We start from the raw sequence: 16277 nt of genomic DNA, 5'->3' as shown, positions 1-16277 counted from the left end.
GGCGTGCGGGGTCCGGTTGAGGCCGAAGGCAGGGAACGCGGGTCAGACCTCGGCGGCCGGGTCGGTGTCGGCGCGCTTCGGGGCGTAGCGCGGGACGTACTCCTGGCCGGTAAGCTTCTGGATCTCGCTCATCACCTCGTCGGTCATCTGCCGCAGCGAGGTGCGATCATCCGGGCGGCCGGTGAAGTCCAGCGGCTTACCGAACTTCACAGTGATCTTGGCGGTGCCGGGGCGGGGCACCCGAGCCCCGATGGGCTGCGCCTTGTCCGTGCCGATGGTGCCCACCGGAATGATCGGCACACCGGCGGCGATCGCCAGCCGGGCCGCTCCGGTCCGACCCCGGTAGAGCTTGCCGTCCGGGGAGCGGGTGCCCTCCGGGTAGACCACCACCAGGTCACCGCCGCGCAACGCCGGGATGGCGGCGTCGAACGCGGACAGCGCGGCACGCCCTCCGGCCCGCTCGACCGGGATCGCGCCCAGACCGGTGAGGACGAACTTCGAGAACGCGCCCTTCGCGCCGGTGCCGGTGAAGTACTCCGACTTGGCCCAGAACGCCAGGTGCCTCGGCACCACCGTGCCGAGGAACAGCTCGTCCGCCACCGAGAGGTGGTTGCCGGCGAAGATGGCGCCGCCGGTCTCCGGCACGTGTTCCAGACCCTCCACGGTCGGGCGGAACGCCAACCGCAGCGCGGGCGCCACGGTGAGCTTGCCGATGGTGTAGAGCAGGGGCACTGGTCCTCCGGCAGATGAGGTGCGAGCAGGCGGTGTCACGGTAGCGGACGCCTCCACACCCCGCAGACGGAGGTGTGGAGGCATCCGTGTCCGTGTTCTACGACCGACGGACGGTGACCGTCACCCGCTCGCCCTCGCCCACCTCACCGGCGAAACCGTCGAGGCCCTCGGCGAAGTCGACCGAGTCGGCCAGCACCTCACCCGACACGAACTCCCGGTACGCGGCCACCGCGGCGCGCACCTCCTCGGACGCCGACACCGACACCACGATCCGGTCCGAGACGTCCAGGTCGGCGTCACGGCGGGCCTGCTGCACCACCCGCACCACGTCGCGGGCCAGGCCCTCGGCGGCCAACTCCGGAGTGACCTCGGTGTCGAGCACCACCACACCCTCGCCGCCGGGCAGCGGCGCGGAGTGCTCGGCGTCGGCGGCCACGAGACGAAGCTCGTACTCGCCCTCGGCCAGGGTGATGCCGGCGGCCACCGGTGCGCCGTCGACAAGCTCCCAGTCGCCCGCCTTGACCGCCTTGATCACCTGCTGGACCTGCTTGCCGACGCGCGGGCCGAGCGCCCGGGGCACCACGGTCAACACCTGCTCGCAGTACGCGGCCAGTTCGGCGCTGAACTCCACCGCCTTCACGTTGACCTCGTCGGCGATCAGGTCGGCGAACGGACGCAGCTGCTCCGCCGCCGGGGACGCCACGGTCAACGTCGACAGCGGCAGCCGTACCCGCAGCCCCTTGGCCTTGCGCAGCGACAGCGCCGCCGAGGCGACCGCCCGAACGTTGTCCATGGCCGCCACCAGGTCGTGGTCGGCCGGGAACTCCTCGGCGGACGGCCAGTCGGTCAGGTGCACCGACCGCTCGCCCGTCAGGCCACGCCAGATCTCCTCCGCGGTCAACGGCGCGAGCGGCGCCACCACCCGGCAGAGCGTCTCCAGCACGGTCGACAGCGTGTCGAAGGCGTTGGCGTCACCCGACCAGAACCGGTCCCGGGACCGACGCACGTACCAGTTGGTCAGCGCGTCCAGGTAGGACCGGACGGTGGCGCACGCGCCCGAGATGTCGTACGCGTCCATCTGCGCGCCGACCGTCGACACCAGCTCGTTGGTCTTCGCCAGGATGTACCTGTCGAGCAGGTGCGTCGAGTCCGTCCGCCGCCGCGCGGTGTGGCCGTCGGCGTTGGCGTAGAGCGAGAAGAAGTACCAGACGTTCCAGAGCGGCAGCAGCACCTGCCGCACGGCGTCGCGGATCAGCGTCTCGGTGACCGCCATGTCCCCGCCGCGCAGCACCGGCGAGGACATCAGCATCCAGCGCATCGCGTCCGACCCGTACGAGTCGAAGACGTGGTAGACGTCCGGGTAGTTGCGCAGGCTCTTGGACATCTTGCGCCCGTCCGAGCCGAGCAGGATGCCGTGGCTCAGGCAGTTGCGGAACGCCGGCCGGTCGAACAGCGCGGTGGCCAGCACGTGCATCGTGTAGAACCAGCCACGGGTCTGCCCGATGTACTCGACGATGAAGTCACCCGGGTAGTGGTGCTCGAACCAGTCCGCGTTCTCGAACGGGTAGTGCACCTGGGCGAACGGCATCGAGCCGGACTCGAACCAGCAGTCCAGCACCTCCGGCACCCGGCGCATCATCGACGTGCCGGTCGGGTCGTCCGGGTTGGGGCGGACCAGGTCGTCCACCGCCGGCCGGTGCAGGTCGCTCAGGCGTACGCCGAAGTCGCGCTCGATGTCGGCGAGCGAGCCGTAGACGTCCAGGCGCGGGTAGTTCGGGTCGTCGGACTTCCACACCGGGATCGGCGAGCCCCAGAACCGGTTCCGGCTGATCGACCAGTCCCGGGCGTTGGCCAGCCACTTGCCGAACGAGCCGTCCTTGATGTGGCCCGGCGTCCAGTTGATCTCCTGGTTCAGCTCGACCATCCGGTCCCGGAACTGGGTCACCGCGACGAACCACGACGACACCGCCTTGTAGACCAGCGGGGTGTCGCAGCGCCAGCAGTGCGGGTACGAGTGGGTGTAGGTGTCCTGCCGGAGCACCACCCCCCGCTCCTTCAGCTCCCGGATCACCGGCTTGTTGACGTCGAAGACCTGCTCACCCTGGTACGGCGGGACCAGCGCGGTGAACCGGGTGTGGTCGTCCACGGTGACGATGGTGGGGATGCCGGCGGCGTTGCAGACGTTCTGGTCGTCCTCGCCGAACGCCGGGGCCAGGTGCACGATCCCGGTGCCGTCCTCGGTGGTGACGAACTCCGCGCCGAGCACCTGGTACGCGTTCTCGCCCGCCTGCTCGACCAGGAAGTCGAACAGCGGCGTGTAGCGGCGTCCGACCAGGTCCCGGCCGTACACCGTGCCAACCTGCTCGAACCCGTCCAGCTCCTTGGCGTACGCGCCGAGGCGCGCCGCGCCCACGACGTACCGCTCCCCGTCGCGGTCGAGGACCGCGTACTCGATGTCCGGGCCGACGGCGAGCGCCAGGTTCGACGGCAGGGTCCACGGCGTGGTGGTCCAGACGCCCAGCTTGACCGGCCCGCGCAGCAGTTCCGGCGCGGACTCGTCGGGGGTCAGCCCGAACCACACGGTCAGCGTGGGGTCGTGCCGGTCGCGGTAGACGTCGTCCATCCGGGTCTCGGTGTTCGACAGCGGCGTCTCACAGCGCCAGCAGTACGCCAGCACCCGGAAACCCTCGTAGATCAGACCCTTGTCGTGCAGGGTCTTGAAGGCCCACATGACGCTTTCCATGTAGTCCAGGTCGAGCGTCTTGTAGTCGTTGGTGAAGTCGACCCAGCGGGCCTGCCGGTTGATGTACCGCTCCCAGTCCTGGGTGAACTCCAGCACCGAGGTACGGCAGGCCTCGTTGAACCGGGCCACGCCCAGGTCGATGATCTCGGCCTTGCTGGTGATGCCGAGCTGCTTCTCGGCCACCACCTCGGCGGGCAGGCCGTGGCAGTCCCAGCCGAAGCGCCGCTCGACGTGCCGGCCGCGCATGGTCTGGTAGCGCGGCACCACGTCCTTGACGTACCCGGTGAACAGGTGGCCGTAGTGCGGCAGGCCGTTGGCGAACGGCGGGCCGTCGTAGAAGACGTACTCGTTCTTGCCGTCGGTCCCGGCGGGACGGGCCTCGACCGACGCCTCGAAGGTCTTGTCGGCCGTCCAGTGCTCCAGCACCCGGCGCTCGACCGCGGGCAGGTCCGGGCTCGCCGGGACACCGGCGGCGGTCGGGTCGTGCAACGGATAGGCCATCGCCTGTCGCTCTCCTCAGCAGCTCACGCAACGTGGGTCTGCGAGGACGAACCGTCCGGGGTACGCCGACGACGCTCCCCGGGTGGCCCGCGGTACCACCCCGCTTGGCGGTCAGGATCGACCGCCCGCTCATTGGCCGGCTGTGACGGGCCGGACCCGTCCGGTTCTACTGGGCCGGTCACCCGGCTGTTCTTCCGGAGGCTCACCGGTGATGGCCGGGTCATCGCCTTACGACCCCCAATGATACAAGACCCACCCAGCACCGCGCCCCCGAGTAATCCCACCACCCCCCGACCGCCCCGACCGCCCCCCGACCGGTCCCGACCGCCCCGGCGATCATGAAGTTATTGCCCGCCGGGCCGGCGTGTCGTGACGATAACTTCATGATCAACCGAGGGGGCCGGGGGCCGGGTGGGTGGGGTTAGGGGGTTGGGAGAGTGGTGGTCCAGAGGGAGGCGCCGTCGCGGTCGCGCAGGTTCACCGTCAGGGCACCGGATTCGCCGTCGATCTGTACCTCGCCGAAGTGTTGGAAGCCCTCGGCCGGCCCGGTGTTCGCCCTCGGCGGGGCGTGCACGAAGACCGCCTGCGGTCCGAACGTGCCGTCGAGGGCGTTCGGGCCGAACGCGCCGGCGTGCGCCGGGCCGGAGACGAACTCCCAGAACGGGGTGAAGTCGCCGACGGCCGCCCGGGCCGGGTCGTAGTGGTGCGCGGCGGAGTAGTGCACGTCGGCGGTGAGGAAGACCATCCCGGTCACCCCGGCCCGGTGGGTGGCCCGCAGCACCTCGGCGAACTCCAGCTCACGCCCGGCCGGCGCGCCCGGGTCACCCTGCGCCACGCCCTCCTGCGCGGCGGAACCGTCCGGCACCACGACGCCGATCGGCAGGTCGTTGGCGATCACCTTCCAGGTCGCGGTGGAGCGCTTCAGCTCCCGGATCAGCCACTCCCGCTGCTCGCGGCCGAGCAGCCCGCGCCTCGGGTCGGCGTACGTGTTGCCGTCGTTGGGGTCCTTGTGGGTCCGCATGTCGAGCACGAAGACGTCCAGCAGCGGCCCGTACGGGATCCGCCGGTACAGCGGCCCGTTGTCCGGCACCGGCAGCCACTCGTGGAACGCCTGGCTGGCCCGCGCGGCGAGCACGTCGACCCGCCGTTCGGTGTAGCGCGGGTCGTCCAGGATCTCCCCCGGGTACCAGTTGTTGAGCACCTCGTGGTCGTCCCACTGGTTGACCTGCGGCACCGCCGCCGCGAACTCGCGCAGGTGCTCGTCGAGCAGGTTGTAGGCGAACTGCCCCCGGTACTCGGTCAGCGTCTCGGCGACCTTGCTCTTCTCGGGGGTGACCAGGTTGCGCCAGATCCGCCCGTCGGGGAGGGTCACCGACTCGACGAGCGGGCCGTCGGCGTACACCGTGTCGCCGCTGCACAGGTAGAAGTCCGGACGGACCGCGCGCATCGCCCGGAAGATCGACAGCCCGCCGAAGGCGGGGTCGATCCCCCAGCCCTGCCCGACGATGTCCCCGGTCCAGACGAACCGCACGTCCCGGCGGCGGTGCCGGTCCGGCGCGGTGGTGAACGACCCGGTCCGTGGCTCGCTGACCACCCCGTGCCGGTCCAGGCTCTCCACCCGCACCCGGTAGTGCAGCCGCTCGGCGTCCGGCAGACCCCGCAGCCGGACCTTGCCGGTGAAGTCCGCGTTCGGCCCGAGCACCGGGCCCCGCAACTGCCGCGCGCCCCGGAAGTCGGGGCGGCGGCTCACCTCGACCAGCATCCGACCCGGGCGGTCGGCCCGCGTCCAGACCAGCGCCGAGTCCGCGGTCACGTCGCCGCTCTGCACCCCGTGGGTGAGCACCGGGCGTCCCGCCGGGCGCCAGGCCGGGGCGGCGTTCGCGCCGGCGCCGCCCAGCAGCGCGCCGCCGGCGACTCCGGCTCCGGCCACCAGGCCGGCCCGCAGCAGGGTACGTCGATCAAGCTCGGTCATGCTTCCTCCCGGTCATGGGTTGACCCCGTGGGTCTACCGGGCGCAGATGACCGCGGCCGGCGGTCCGGGTGACCGCCGACCGAACGCCTGTTGTCCGACGGGCGCGAGCGGGCGGCCTGCGCGGCTTGACCCCGGTGACGGGCTCGCGCAGACTTCGCCGGTGCGTCCGCTCAACCATGACGAGTTCCAGGCCATGCGTCGGTTCCCCGCGCTGGACGGCCTGCGGGCCGTGGCGGCCGTGATGGTCTTCGCCTTCCACTTCGGCGGCCCGTCCTGGGCCTGGTTGACCGGCTGGATCGGCGTACACCTCTTCTTCGTGCTCTCCGGCTTCCTGATCACGACGCTGCTGTTGCGGGAGGAACACCGCTACGGGCGGGTCTCGCTGCGCGCCTTCTACCTGCGGCGGTTCTTCCGGATCATGCCGGTGTACCTGCTCGTGCTGTTCCTGACCTGGGTCCTGGCCCGGCTCAGCGGCACCGCCGACGCGGTCGAACGCTCGCTGCGCTACTACCTGCTGCTGCTCAACGACTTCCTGCCGGCGAACGCCCCCTACCTGCACTCCTGGACGATCGGGATCGAGCAGAAGTTCTACCTGCTCTGGCCGGCGATCGCCTTCGTGCTGGTGACCGGCGTCTTCCGTCGTCGGCTCGCCGTCACCCTCGGGCTCCTCGTGCTCCTCGTCGCGCTGATCCCACCGCAGATCGCCTGGCTGAGCTGGCCGATCCACTACGTGGCGATCCTGCTCGGCTGCCTGATCGCCGTGCTGATGCACCACCCGCGCGGCTTCGCCCTGCTCCGGCCGCTGACCCACCCGGTCACCGCCAGCGTGGTGATCGTGGCCTTCGCCGCGGTGCAGGTGGCCGTACGGTACTGGCCGGCCCGCTTCGGCCAGGAGGCGCTGATCGGCAGCTACGCGGCGGCGACCGCGCTGCTGCTGCCGGCGTTGCTGTCGCGCAGCGTCCTGGCCCGCGTGCTGGGACTGCGGCCGCTGGTGTTCGTGGGCGAACGGTCGTACTCGATGTACCTGGTCCAGTCCATCGCCGCGCACGCGGCGGTCGGACTGCTGCCCACGCTGGGTCGGCACAGCACCGGCATCTTCGTGGCCGCCGTGCTGGTGGCGTTGGTCCTCGCGGACGTGCTCTACCGCTGGGTCGAGCTACCGATGATCACGGTGGGCCGCGAGCTGGCCGCCCGGGTGTCCCGGCCCGCGCCACGCGACCAGGACGGCCCGTCCGGCGGCGACGGCGTCGTGCGGATCCCCCGCCCCCGCGAGGTGCTCCCGGACACCGTCCCCGCGCGATGACGTGACCGGGCTCATAGCCCCGGTTGTCACAGCGCGACCGACCGGATCGTCGTAGCGGTGTCGAACCGATCAGGGAGGTTGCCGTGCAACGGATGAAGCTCTTCGAGGTGGCGCCGCAGGGATACCAGGCCGTGTCGGGCCTGGAGAAGTACGTCCGGGCGAACGTCGATCCGACCGTGTTGGAGCTGGTCAAGGTCCGCGCGTCGATGTCGAACGGGTGCGCGTTCTGCGTGGACATGCACAGCCGCGAGGCGCTGGCCAACGGCGAGTCGGACCGGCGGCTGTTCGCCGTGGCCGCCTGGCGCGAGGCCCCGTTCTTCGACGAGCGGGAGCGGGCGGCGCTGGCGCTCACCGACGCGGTGACCCGCCTGGGCGAGCACGGCGTGCCGGACGACGTGTGGGACGCCGCCGCGAAGGTCTGGTCGGAGAAGGAACTGGCCGACCTGATCCTCGCGATCGCCACAATCAACGTGTGGAATCGCATCGCGGTGACGACGCGCATGGAGCCTCCGGCTCAGGCGTGACGACCACGGCGGCAGAGGCGGCCGGTGCGCTCCAGGCGCACCGGCCGATGCTGCTCGGGCTCGCCTACCGGCTGCTCGGCAGTCGACACGACGCCGAGGACGTGCTCCAGGAGACGTACCTGCGCTGGTTGGGCGTGGACCGCTCGACGGTGGCCGAGCCCCGCCGCTACCTGTCCCGGGTGGTGACCCGGCTCGCGCTGGACCGGCTGCGGGCCCGGCAGGCGGCCCGCGAGACGTACGTCGGGCCGTGGCTGCCCGAGCCGGTGCCGACCGAGCCCTCGCCGTTCGGCCCGCTGGACCGCGCGGAGTTGCGTGACTCGCTCTCCACCGCGCTGCTGCACGTGCTGGAACGGCTCACCCCGCCGGAGCGTGCCGTGTACGTCCTGCGCACCGCGTTCGACCTGCCGTACACCGAGATCGCGGAGATCCTGGACCGGACCCCGCAGGACTGCCGTCAGCTGTACCACCGGGCGACGACCCGGGTACGCCAGGAGGACCGCCGCTTCACCGCCAGCCGTCCGGAGCGCGAGCGGCTGCTGGAGGCGTTCCTCGCCGCCGCCCGGAACGGGGACCTGGCGACGCTCACCCACCTGATGGCCGCAGACGTCACGGCGTGGAACGACGGTGGTGGTCGGGTCCGCTCCGCGCGCAACCCGGTGCGGGGCGCGGACCGGGTCGCCCGGTACTACGCCGGGATCTACGGCCCGCGCCGGGCGTGGACGGCGCATCGGCTGGAGCTGAACGGCGAACCCGCCCTGCTGCTCGTGCGCGGCTCCGACGGTGGCCGGTACACGCTGACCGTCGCCGCGGCAGCCGGCCGGATCACCGAGGTCTACGTGGTGGGCAACCCGGAGAAGCTACCGCCGGCCGACTGAGCGACGCGGCGTCAGCCCAGCTCGGGGAACCAGAGCGCGATCTCGCGCTTGGCGCTGTCCGGCGAGTCGGAGGCGTGCACCAGGTTCTCCCGGTTGGAGAGCGACAGGTCGCCCCGGATCGTGCCGGCGGCGGCCTTACGGCCGTCGGTCGCGCCGACCAGCCCACGGACCACGTCGATGACCTGGTCGCCGGAGAGGACCAGGGCGACCAGCGGGCCGCCGGTCATGAAGTCCTTCAGCGGCGGATAGAACGCCTTGTCGACGTGCTCGGCGTAGTGCGCGTCCGCGAGCTCGGCGTCCATCGTCCGGTGCACCATCGCGTCGATCCGCAGCCCCTTGCGCTCGAAGCGGGAGAGGACCTCGCCGACCAGGCCGCGGCGGACCGCGTCGGGCTTGATCAGCACGAGGCTGCGCTCTTCCGGGCTGTTGCTGGACACGCTGGGTTCCTCCTGTACGCGCAGAACGCTTGGGCTCGGTACGGTCAGCCTAGCGACCCGGTCCCGGCGCCGGCGCGGCGGCCGGTCTTTCCTCCGGTGGCCGATCCGGCCTAGCCTGGCCCTGACCCCCGGGAGGTCCACTGTGGCGAATGGCGGGAACCGGCCCATCGCGCCGGTACGCAAGCTGATCGGCACGGTGCTCGGCACCGTGGCCACCTTCGTCGTCCTCTTCGGGCTGGGCATGACCAGCTGGGCCATCGTCGCGCTCGGCGTCGCCCTGCTGGTGCTGGCGATCGCGCTGGCCACCGTGAAGGGCGGCGGACGCACCTGGGTGGTCGGCGTGGCGCACGTGCACAGCGCCTCCGAACCACCCACCCAGTACGCGTTCGGCCGGTGTGAGCTGCAACTGGTCATCGACGCGCCCGGCCTGCCGCCGCGATCCAAGAAGATCATCGAGCCGCGGGTGCCGGTCTCCAAGTGGCCGTCGCTGGGGCAGACCCTGCCCATCCGGGTCGCGCTCGACGACCAGCGGCACGTCAAGGTCCTCTGGGACGAGGTGCCCACCCACGCCGAGACCGCCGCGGCCGTGGCGGACCTCCCGCCCGAGTTCGGCGACGTCGACGCCGTGGACGACGTGCTGATCCAGCAGGACGCCCCGCCGTGGGCGGACCGCGCGCCCGATGACGACTTCCGGGATGCGCGCGGCGGTGACCCGTTCGGCGACCCGCTCGGCCCCGATCCGTTCCGCGATCCGCGCGGCGGCGACCCGTTCCGTGACCCACGCGGCGGCGATCCCCTGCGCGAGGACCGGTCCGGCGTCCCCGACGAGCGCAAGCCGGTGGTGGTGAGCCAGTCCCCGGGCGGTCCGGTGGTCCTCGAAGGCGTCGTCGTCGAGCAGCAGCCCGGCGCGGGCCTGCCCCGACGGGCCACTCCCGCACCCCGACCTCCGGCCGAGGAGCACTTCGAGCAGCCCGACGCCGACCCGGGTGACGACCGCCCCGCCGAGTCCGACGACGACCGCCCGGACGCGCCGGCGCAGGCCCGGTCCGCGCCCGGCGCGGACCGGACCACCGAGGCCCCGCCGACGCAGCGGACCGGCCCGGTCGTGGTGGATCCGCTGGACCCGCTGGACCTGCCGCTCGACGATCCGACCCCGGTGGGAGCGGTCCGCGAGACGGTCACCGCCGAGACCCTGGACGAGGCGATCTTCGGGTACGACGGAGCGTCGGCGGCGGACCCGGCCGGCCCGATCAGTGGCGTCGGCCTGACCCTGCTGGTCACCGACCTGGCCCGGTCGCTCGGCTTCTACCGCGACATGCTCGGCTTCACCGAGGTCGACCAGGGCACCGGCAACGCGGTGCTCGCCTTCGGCGCGACCCGGCTGGTGCTGCGCGAGGTGACCGGGGCGGCCCCGATCAGCCGGCGGCTCGTGCACGTCAACCTCGAGGTCGACGACATCGAGGCGGCGTACGGGCGGCTGCGTGACTCCGGTGTCCGCTTCACGTACGCCCCGCGGGTGGTGAACCGGGGCAGCAAGCTGGAGGTGTGGGCGGCGGCCTTCCGGGACCCGGACGGCCACGGCATCGCCCTGACCCAGTGGCGCGAACGGGCCGAAGCCTGACCCTGAGCGCCCCGGGCGTCAGCCGAGGATGACCCGGCGGACGTGCAGCGCGTACGCCCAGACCAGGGCGAAGATGATGCCCAGCACGAGCAGCGACCAGTGCAGCAGCCCGGCCAGTATCAGCAGGCCCTGCAACACGGTGCCGGCGTGCCAGGCCCAGGGGCGGCGCATCATGCCGGCCAGCAGGATGGCGGCCACCGCCAGGGCCACCACCACGGCGATCGCGGCCCCGTCGAGGTCACCGCCGACCACCCGGATCGGCTGGATGGCCAGCAGCAGCACCAGCGCCTCCAGGCCGAGCGTGCCGGCGCCCAGACCCCGGACGGCCGCCTGCGGGTTCCGCAGCCCGGAGCGTCGTACCTGCCCAGCCTCCGGCTCCCCGGAGCCCGCTGCGGGTACGTCCTGGACCGGCCCGCCGGTGCCGGCGTCCGCGCCGGTCGGGTTGTCGGTGGCGCGGGGGTCGCGCTCGGGGCCGGTCATCGCTTCAGCAGCCGGCGGGCGTCGGCGACGGTGACCACCGAACCCGTCACCAGCACACCGACGCCGCTGAGCTCACCGGGCACGTCCTCCTCGGCCAGCGCGACCGCCAACTCGATCGCGTCCGGCATGTCCTCGGCCACCTCGACGCGCTCCTCGCCGAAGATCTCGCTGGCCAGGGCGGCGAGTTCCTTCGTCGGCATAGCCCGGGGCGAGCTGTTGCGGGTGACCACCACCAGGTCGGCCACCGGCTCCAACAGCTCCAGCAGGCTGCTCGCGTCCTTGTCGGCGAGGACACCCACCAGGGCCACCAGCTTGCTGAACGCGAACTCCTCCTGCAGGGCGGTCACCGTGGCGGCCATGCCGTGCGGGTTGTGCGCGCCGTCCAGCAGGACGGTCGGGGCGCTGCGGACCCGCTCCAACCGGCCCGGGGAGCTGGCCGTGGCGAACCCCTCCCGGACGGCCTCGATGTCCAACTGGCGGCGGGCCCCGGCCCCGAGGAACGCCTCCACGGCGGCCAGCGCCACCGCCGCGTTCTGCGCCTGGTGCGCCCCGTGCAGGGGGATGAACACGTCGTCGTAGACGCCGCCGAGCCCCTGCAGCTTGAGCACCTGACCACCGACGGCCACCGCCCGGCTCAGCACGCCGAACTCGGCGCCCTCGCGGGCGATGGTGGCGCCCACCTCGGCGCAGCGTTCGAGCAGGGGCCGCGCGGCCTCCTCCTCCTGCGCGGCGGCGATCACGGTGGCACCCGGGTGGATGATGCCGGCCTTGGCCAGCGCGATGTCCTGGAGCGTGTCGCCGAGCCACTCGGTGTGGTCCAGGCCGATCGGAGTGATCACGCAGACGCCGGCCTGGATGACGTTCGTGGCGTCCTCGGCGCCGCCGAGCCCCACCTCGACCACGGCGATGTCGACAGGCGCGTCGGCGAACGTGGCGAACGCCAACGCGGTCGTCATGTCGAAGTACGTCAGCGGCTCGTCCGACCGCGCGTCGACCAGCTCGGCCAGCGGCTTGATCTCGCCGTACACCGTGGCGAACCGTTCTTCGCTCACCGGTTCGCCGTCCAGGCTGATCCGCTCCCGGACGGTCTCCAGGTGCGGACTCGTGTAGCGGCCGGTGTGCAACCCGAACGCCCGCAGCAGCGAGTCGATCATCCGGGCGGTGGACGTCTTGCCGTTGGTGCCGGTGAGGTGGATCGACGGGTACGCCCGCTGCGGACTGCCGAGCAGGTCGAGCAGCGACTCGATGCGGTCCAGCTCGAACACCATGCGGGTGAACCCGCGGGCGTTCAGTTCGGCTTCGGCGGCGGCGAAATCGGTACGGTCGGTCACGAGGTAAGTGTCTCCAGAGCAGCGTCGATCCGGACCAGGTCGGCCTCGGCGGTGGCGAGCCGTTCGCGGATCTTCGCGACGACCGGCTCGGGGGCCTTGCCGACGAAGGCCGGGTTGTCGAGCTTCGCCCGGGCCTGCGCGACCTCCTTCTCGGCGGCAGCGCGGTCCTTGGTCAGCCGGGCCCGCTCGGCGGCCACGTCGATCGACCCCCGGGTGTCCAACGCGACACCGACCGCGCCGGGCATGGCCAACGTCGCGCTGGCCTGGAAGTCGTCACCGGCGGGGTCGAGGCGCACCAGCGACCGGATCAGCGGCTCGTGGGCCGCGATGCCGGCCCCGGCCAGCCCGTCCAGCCGCGCCGCGACCCGCTGCGTCGGGCGCAGCCCCTGGTCGGAACGGAACCGGCGGATCTCGGTGACGACCCGCTGCACGGCGGACAGCTCGACCTCGGCGGCGTCGTCGACAAGCGACCGGTCGGCCACCGGCCAGGCGACGGCCTGCACCGTCTCGCCGCCGGTCAGCGCGACCCACAACTCCTCGGTGACGAACGGGATGACCGGGTGTAGCAGCCGCAGCAACTGGTCCAGGACGTGCCCGAGCACCCGACGGGTGACCTCCGCCTGGGCACCGCCCTCGGCGAGCACCGGCTTGCTCAGCTCGACGTACCAGTCGCAGACGTCGTCCCAGGCGAAGTGGTAGAGCAGGTCGCACACCTTGGCGAACTCGTACGCCTCGAACTGCTCGTCGACCTCGGCGGTGACGTGCGCGAGCCGGGACAGGACCCACCGGTCGACGGTGGAGAGCTGCTCGACGGGCGGCAGGTCGCCGCTCGTGTGCGCGCCGTTCATCAGCGCGAACCGGGTGGCGTTCCAGAGCTTGTTGCAGAAGTTGCGCGAGCCCTGGCACCACTCCTCGCTGACCGGCACGTCCTGGCCGGGGTTCGCGCCCCGGGCCAGGGTGAACCGGGTGGCGTCGGCGCCGTACCTGTCGATCCAGTCCAGCGGGTCCACCACGTTGCCGAACGACTTCGACATCTTCTTGCCGAACTGGTCACGCACCATGCCGTGCAGCGCGACCACGTCGAAGGGCGGCCGGCCGTCCATCGCGTAGAGGCCGAACATCATCATCCGGGCGACCCAGAAGAACAGGATGTCGTACCCGGTGACCAGCACGCTGGTCGGATAGAACTTCGCCAGGTCCGGGGTCTCCTCCGGCCAGCCCAGGGTGGAGAACGGCCACAGCCCGCTGGAGAACCAGGTGTCCAGGACGTCCTCGTCCTGGTGCCAGCCCTCGCCGGTCGGCGGCGTCTCGTCGGGGCCGACACACACGATCTCGCCGGCCGGGCCGTACCAGACCGGGATGCGGTGCCCCCACCAGAGCTGGCGGGAGATGCACCAGTCGTGCATGTTGTCGACCCAGGCGAAGTAACGCTTCGCCAGCTCGGCCGGCTCGATCCGCACCCGGCCGTCGCGCACCGCGTCACCGGCGGCCTGGGCGAGCGGAGCGGTGTTCACGAACCACTGCAACGACAGCCGCGGCTCGACGGTCGTCTTGCAGCGCGAACAGTGACCGACCGCGTGCACGTACGGGCGCCTCTCGGCGACGATCAGGCCCTGCTCGCGCAGCGCGGCAACGATCGCCGGCCGCGCCTCGAACCGGTCCAGCCCCTCGAACGGGCCGGGCACGGTGATGACGCCACGCTCGTCCATCACGGTCAGCGAGGGCAGGTCGTGCCGCTGCCCGATCTCGAAGTCGTTCGGGTCGTGGGCGGGGGTGACCTTGACCATGCCGGTGCCGAAGGACGGGTCGACGTGCGCGTCGGCGACGATCGGGATCCGCCGGCCGGTGAGCGGCAGCTCGACCTCGGTGCCGATGAGGTGCTGGTAGCGCTCGTCGTCGGGGTGCACCGCCACGGCGGTGTCACCGAGCATCGTCTCGGCCCGGGTGGTGGCCACCACGACCTCGTCGCTGTAGCGGATGGAGATCAGCTCACCGTCGTCGTCGGTGTGCTCGACCTCGATGTCCGACAGCGCGGTCAGGCAGCGCGGGCACCAGTTGATGATCCGGTTGGCCCGGTAGATGAGGCCGTCGTCGAAGAGCTTCTTGAAGATCGTCTGGACCGCCCGGCTCAGGCCGGCGTCCATGGTGAAGCGCTCCCGGTCCCAGTCGACCGAGTCGCCGAGGCGGCGCATCTGGCCGAGGATCTTGCCGCCGGACTCGGCCTTCCACTGCCAGACCCGCTCGACGAACTTCTCCCGACCGAGGTCGTGCCGGGACAGGCCCTCGGCGGCGAGCTGACGCTCGACCAGGTTCTGGGTGGCGATGCCCGCGTGGTCCATGCCGGGCAGCCAGAGCGCCTCGAAGCCCTGCATCCGCTTACGCCGGGTCAGGGCGTCCATCAGCGTGTGCTCGAACGCGTGGCCCATGTGCAGCGACCCGGTGACGTTCGGCGGCGGGATGACGATGGTGAAGGGGGGCTTGTCGCTGTCGGCGGAGGCCCGGAAGTGCCCAGCGGCTACCCACTGCTCGTACCGTCGCTGCTCTACCTCGCCGGGCTGGTACTGGCCGGCAAGGGTCGGGGCGTCGGGGCGTCGGGCATCCAGTCTCTCGGTCACCTGACAAGTCTACGAAGGGCTTCCGCGGACCTGACGTGCGCCACCTGTCGTTCGCGTACGGTGTCGGCTATGTCCGACGCACATCTCACCGACCGGTCGCTCGACCACGGCCCTGAGCCGGTCGAACTGACCGAGGAGCCGATCCAGCTGAGCACGCGGGACACCGGCGGCGACCCCGACGAGCGCTCCAGTGGCTGGTCCCGCCGCCGCAAGATCGGCTGGACGGTCGCGCTGGTCGTCGGTCTCGCGGGCGCGGGTGTGCTGGGTGTCGGCGGGTGGCGTGTGGCCCAGCAGAAGGACACCCGGCTGACCTCGCCCGATCAGGTGGCGGGGTTGACCCGGGACGACAGCGAGCGGGCCAAGAGCACGGCGGACTACCTGCGCAGCGGCCTGGCCGCCGACATCGACCTGGACCGCAGCTTCGGGACCGTCTACCGCGACCCCGCGGACGACAAGCGGTCGGTGCTGGTCTTCGGCGGCACGACCCTGCTCTGGCAGCCCGAACGCGACCTGGACAGCCTCTTCGGCCTGATGTCCGACGAGACGGGTGCGGTCACCGGGCTGCGCGAGGTGGACGCCGGCGAGCTGGGTGGTGTCATGAAGTGCGGCAGTACGAGTGGTGAGGGCGGCGACTTCGCGGTGTGCGGCTGGGCCGATCACGGCAGCGTCGTGATGGCGATGTTCCCCGGCAGGTCGGTGACGGACGCCGGCGCCCTGCTCCGCGACCTCCGCACCGACATGCAAACCCGCAACTAACCCGCCGAGCCGCCCACCGGGCCCCTGCCTGTCGTGATCGACACGACGTCGCCGATGTGGGGGTGTCCCGCTGGCCTTGACAGGCCAATGTCGCCGATCTGGAGTCGATCACCGGCGGGTCCGGACGCCTTTCGCCAACTCCACCCCTGCCTCCGCGCGTCGCCGCGGTCACGACCGTCGACGGGTCGACGAGTGCCGGCACCTGGTCCAAGCGCCCAGCCCATCGCCAGCGCCAAGCCCTCTCGCCGGGTTGATCATGAAGTTATTGCCACCGTCACCGGCGTGTCACCGCAATAACTCCATGATCACCCCGCGGGTCGCGCAGTGCGCGGCGCGCGGACGCGGGGATGGGGCCGGCGCGGGTTGAAGGGCCCGCGGGGTTCGGGC

General features: G+C 71.7%; 12 protein-coding genes. 5 read left to right on the top strand and 7 right to left on the bottom strand.

Annotated elements, in window-relative coordinates:
- Positions 1 to 42: 42 nt before the first annotated feature.
- The 3 genes from AC3EN4_RS29120 to AC3EN4_RS29110 form a co-directional block, all read right to left on the bottom strand.
- Positions 43 to 732 carry a lysophospholipid acyltransferase family protein gene (locus AC3EN4_RS29120; protein WP_435209458.1) on the bottom strand — a complete coding sequence of 230 codons (690 nt, stop codon included), beginning with the start codon at positions 730 to 732 and terminating at the stop codon, positions 43 to 45.
- 97 nt (positions 733 to 829) lie between these two features.
- The gene (ileS, locus tag AC3EN4_RS29115; RefSeq protein WP_435209457.1) at positions 830 to 3976 is read right to left on the bottom strand and encodes an isoleucine--tRNA ligase; all 3147 of its coding nucleotides are present in this window, start codon (positions 3974 to 3976) and stop codon (positions 830 to 832) included.
- A 421-nt stretch (positions 3977 to 4397) separates the two neighbouring features.
- Positions 4398 to 5948 carry an alkaline phosphatase D family protein gene (locus AC3EN4_RS29110; RefSeq protein WP_435209455.1) on the bottom strand — a complete coding sequence of 517 codons (1551 nt, stop codon included), beginning with the start codon at positions 5946 to 5948 and terminating at the stop codon, positions 4398 to 4400.
- A 160-nt stretch (positions 5949 to 6108) separates the two neighbouring features.
- Here AC3EN4_RS29110 and AC3EN4_RS29105 point away from each other — a divergent pair, with 160 nt between their 5' ends.
- The 3 genes from AC3EN4_RS29105 (at position 6109) to sigJ (ending at position 8650) form a co-directional block, all read left to right on the top strand.
- Positions 6109 to 7251 (top strand): acyltransferase family protein, encoded by a 1143-nt coding sequence (locus AC3EN4_RS29105; RefSeq protein WP_435209453.1) that lies wholly within the window; start codon positions 6109 to 6111, stop codon positions 7249 to 7251.
- A gap of 92 nt (positions 7252 to 7343) precedes the next feature.
- The gene (locus tag AC3EN4_RS29100) at positions 7344 to 7775 is read left to right on the top strand and encodes a carboxymuconolactone decarboxylase family protein (protein ID WP_422740793.1); all 432 of its coding nucleotides are present in this window, start codon (positions 7344 to 7346) and stop codon (positions 7773 to 7775) included.
- Entirely contained in the window at positions 7772 to 8650 is an 879-nt protein-coding gene (gene sigJ, locus AC3EN4_RS29095) for an RNA polymerase sigma factor SigJ (protein ID WP_435209452.1), read from the top strand. Before AC3EN4_RS29100 ends, sigJ begins: the two co-directional genes overlap by 4 nt.
- An 11-nt stretch (positions 8651 to 8661) precedes the next feature.
- Here the strand turns inward: sigJ and ndk are convergent, their stop codons facing one another.
- Positions 8662 to 9087, bottom strand: coding sequence for a nucleoside-diphosphate kinase (gene ndk, locus AC3EN4_RS29090; RefSeq protein ID WP_422736488.1), 426 nt, complete (start codon positions 9085 to 9087; stop codon positions 8662 to 8664).
- Between the two features lie 142 nt (positions 9088 to 9229).
- Between ndk and AC3EN4_RS29085 the strand changes: the two genes are divergently transcribed.
- Complete coding sequence (locus tag AC3EN4_RS29085) at positions 9230 to 10708, top strand: VOC family protein (protein ID WP_435209450.1); 1479 nt, start codon at positions 9230 to 9232, stop codon at positions 10706 to 10708.
- An 18-nt stretch (positions 10709 to 10726) separates the two neighbouring features.
- Here AC3EN4_RS29085 and AC3EN4_RS29080 read toward each other — a convergent pair whose 3' ends face one another.
- Genes AC3EN4_RS29080 through AC3EN4_RS29070 form a run of 3 tightly spaced genes read right to left on the bottom strand, consistent with a single transcriptional unit; the run spans position 10727 to position 15134 of the window.
- Positions 10727 to 11188: a DUF4233 domain-containing protein gene (locus AC3EN4_RS29080; RefSeq protein ID WP_435209448.1), complete on the bottom strand. Its 462-nt coding sequence runs from the start codon at positions 11186 to 11188 to the stop codon at positions 10727 to 10729.
- The gene (locus AC3EN4_RS29075) at positions 11185 to 12519 is read right to left on the bottom strand and encodes a bifunctional folylpolyglutamate synthase/dihydrofolate synthase (protein ID WP_435209447.1); all 1335 of its coding nucleotides are present in this window, start codon (positions 12517 to 12519) and stop codon (positions 11185 to 11187) included. The genes AC3EN4_RS29080 and AC3EN4_RS29075 overlap by 4 nt, the downstream gene beginning before the upstream one ends.
- Positions 12516 to 15134: a valine--tRNA ligase gene (locus AC3EN4_RS29070; protein ID WP_435209445.1), complete on the bottom strand. Its 2619-nt coding sequence runs from the start codon at positions 15132 to 15134 to the stop codon at positions 12516 to 12518. The genes AC3EN4_RS29075 and AC3EN4_RS29070 overlap by 4 nt, the downstream gene beginning before the upstream one ends.
- A gap of 69 nt (positions 15135 to 15203) precedes the next feature.
- Here AC3EN4_RS29070 and AC3EN4_RS29065 point away from each other — a divergent pair, with 69 nt between their 5' ends.
- On the top strand, positions 15204 to 15890 hold the full coding sequence (locus AC3EN4_RS29065) for a hypothetical protein (protein WP_435209444.1): 687 nt from the start codon (positions 15204 to 15206) through the stop codon (positions 15888 to 15890).
- The last annotated feature ends 387 nt before the right edge of the window (positions 15891 to 16277 follow it).

The organism is Micromonospora sp. bgisy143, assembly GCF_057708145.1.
The sequence above is the reverse complement of the archived record's forward strand: the minus strand, read 5'-3'. Positions and strand labels throughout refer to the sequence as shown.

Coding starts and splice junctions, on each gene's coding strand:
- ileS (WP_435209457.1), bottom strand. CDS start 3,976: ATGGCCTATCCGTTGCACGACCCGACCGCCGCCGGTGTCCCGGCGAGC.
- AC3EN4_RS29110 (WP_435209455.1), bottom strand. CDS start 5,948: ATGACCGAGCTTGATCGACGTACCCTGCTGCGGGCCGGCCTGGTGGCC.
- AC3EN4_RS29100 (WP_422740793.1), top strand. CDS start 7,344: ATGAAGCTCTTCGAGGTGGCGCCGCAGGGATACCAGGCCGTGTCGGGC.
- AC3EN4_RS29080 (WP_435209448.1), bottom strand. CDS start 11,188: ATGACCGGCCCCGAGCGCGACCCCCGCGCCACCGACAACCCGACCGGC.
- AC3EN4_RS29065 (WP_435209444.1), top strand. CDS start 15,204: ATGTCCGACGCACATCTCACCGACCGGTCGCTCGACCACGGCCCTGAG.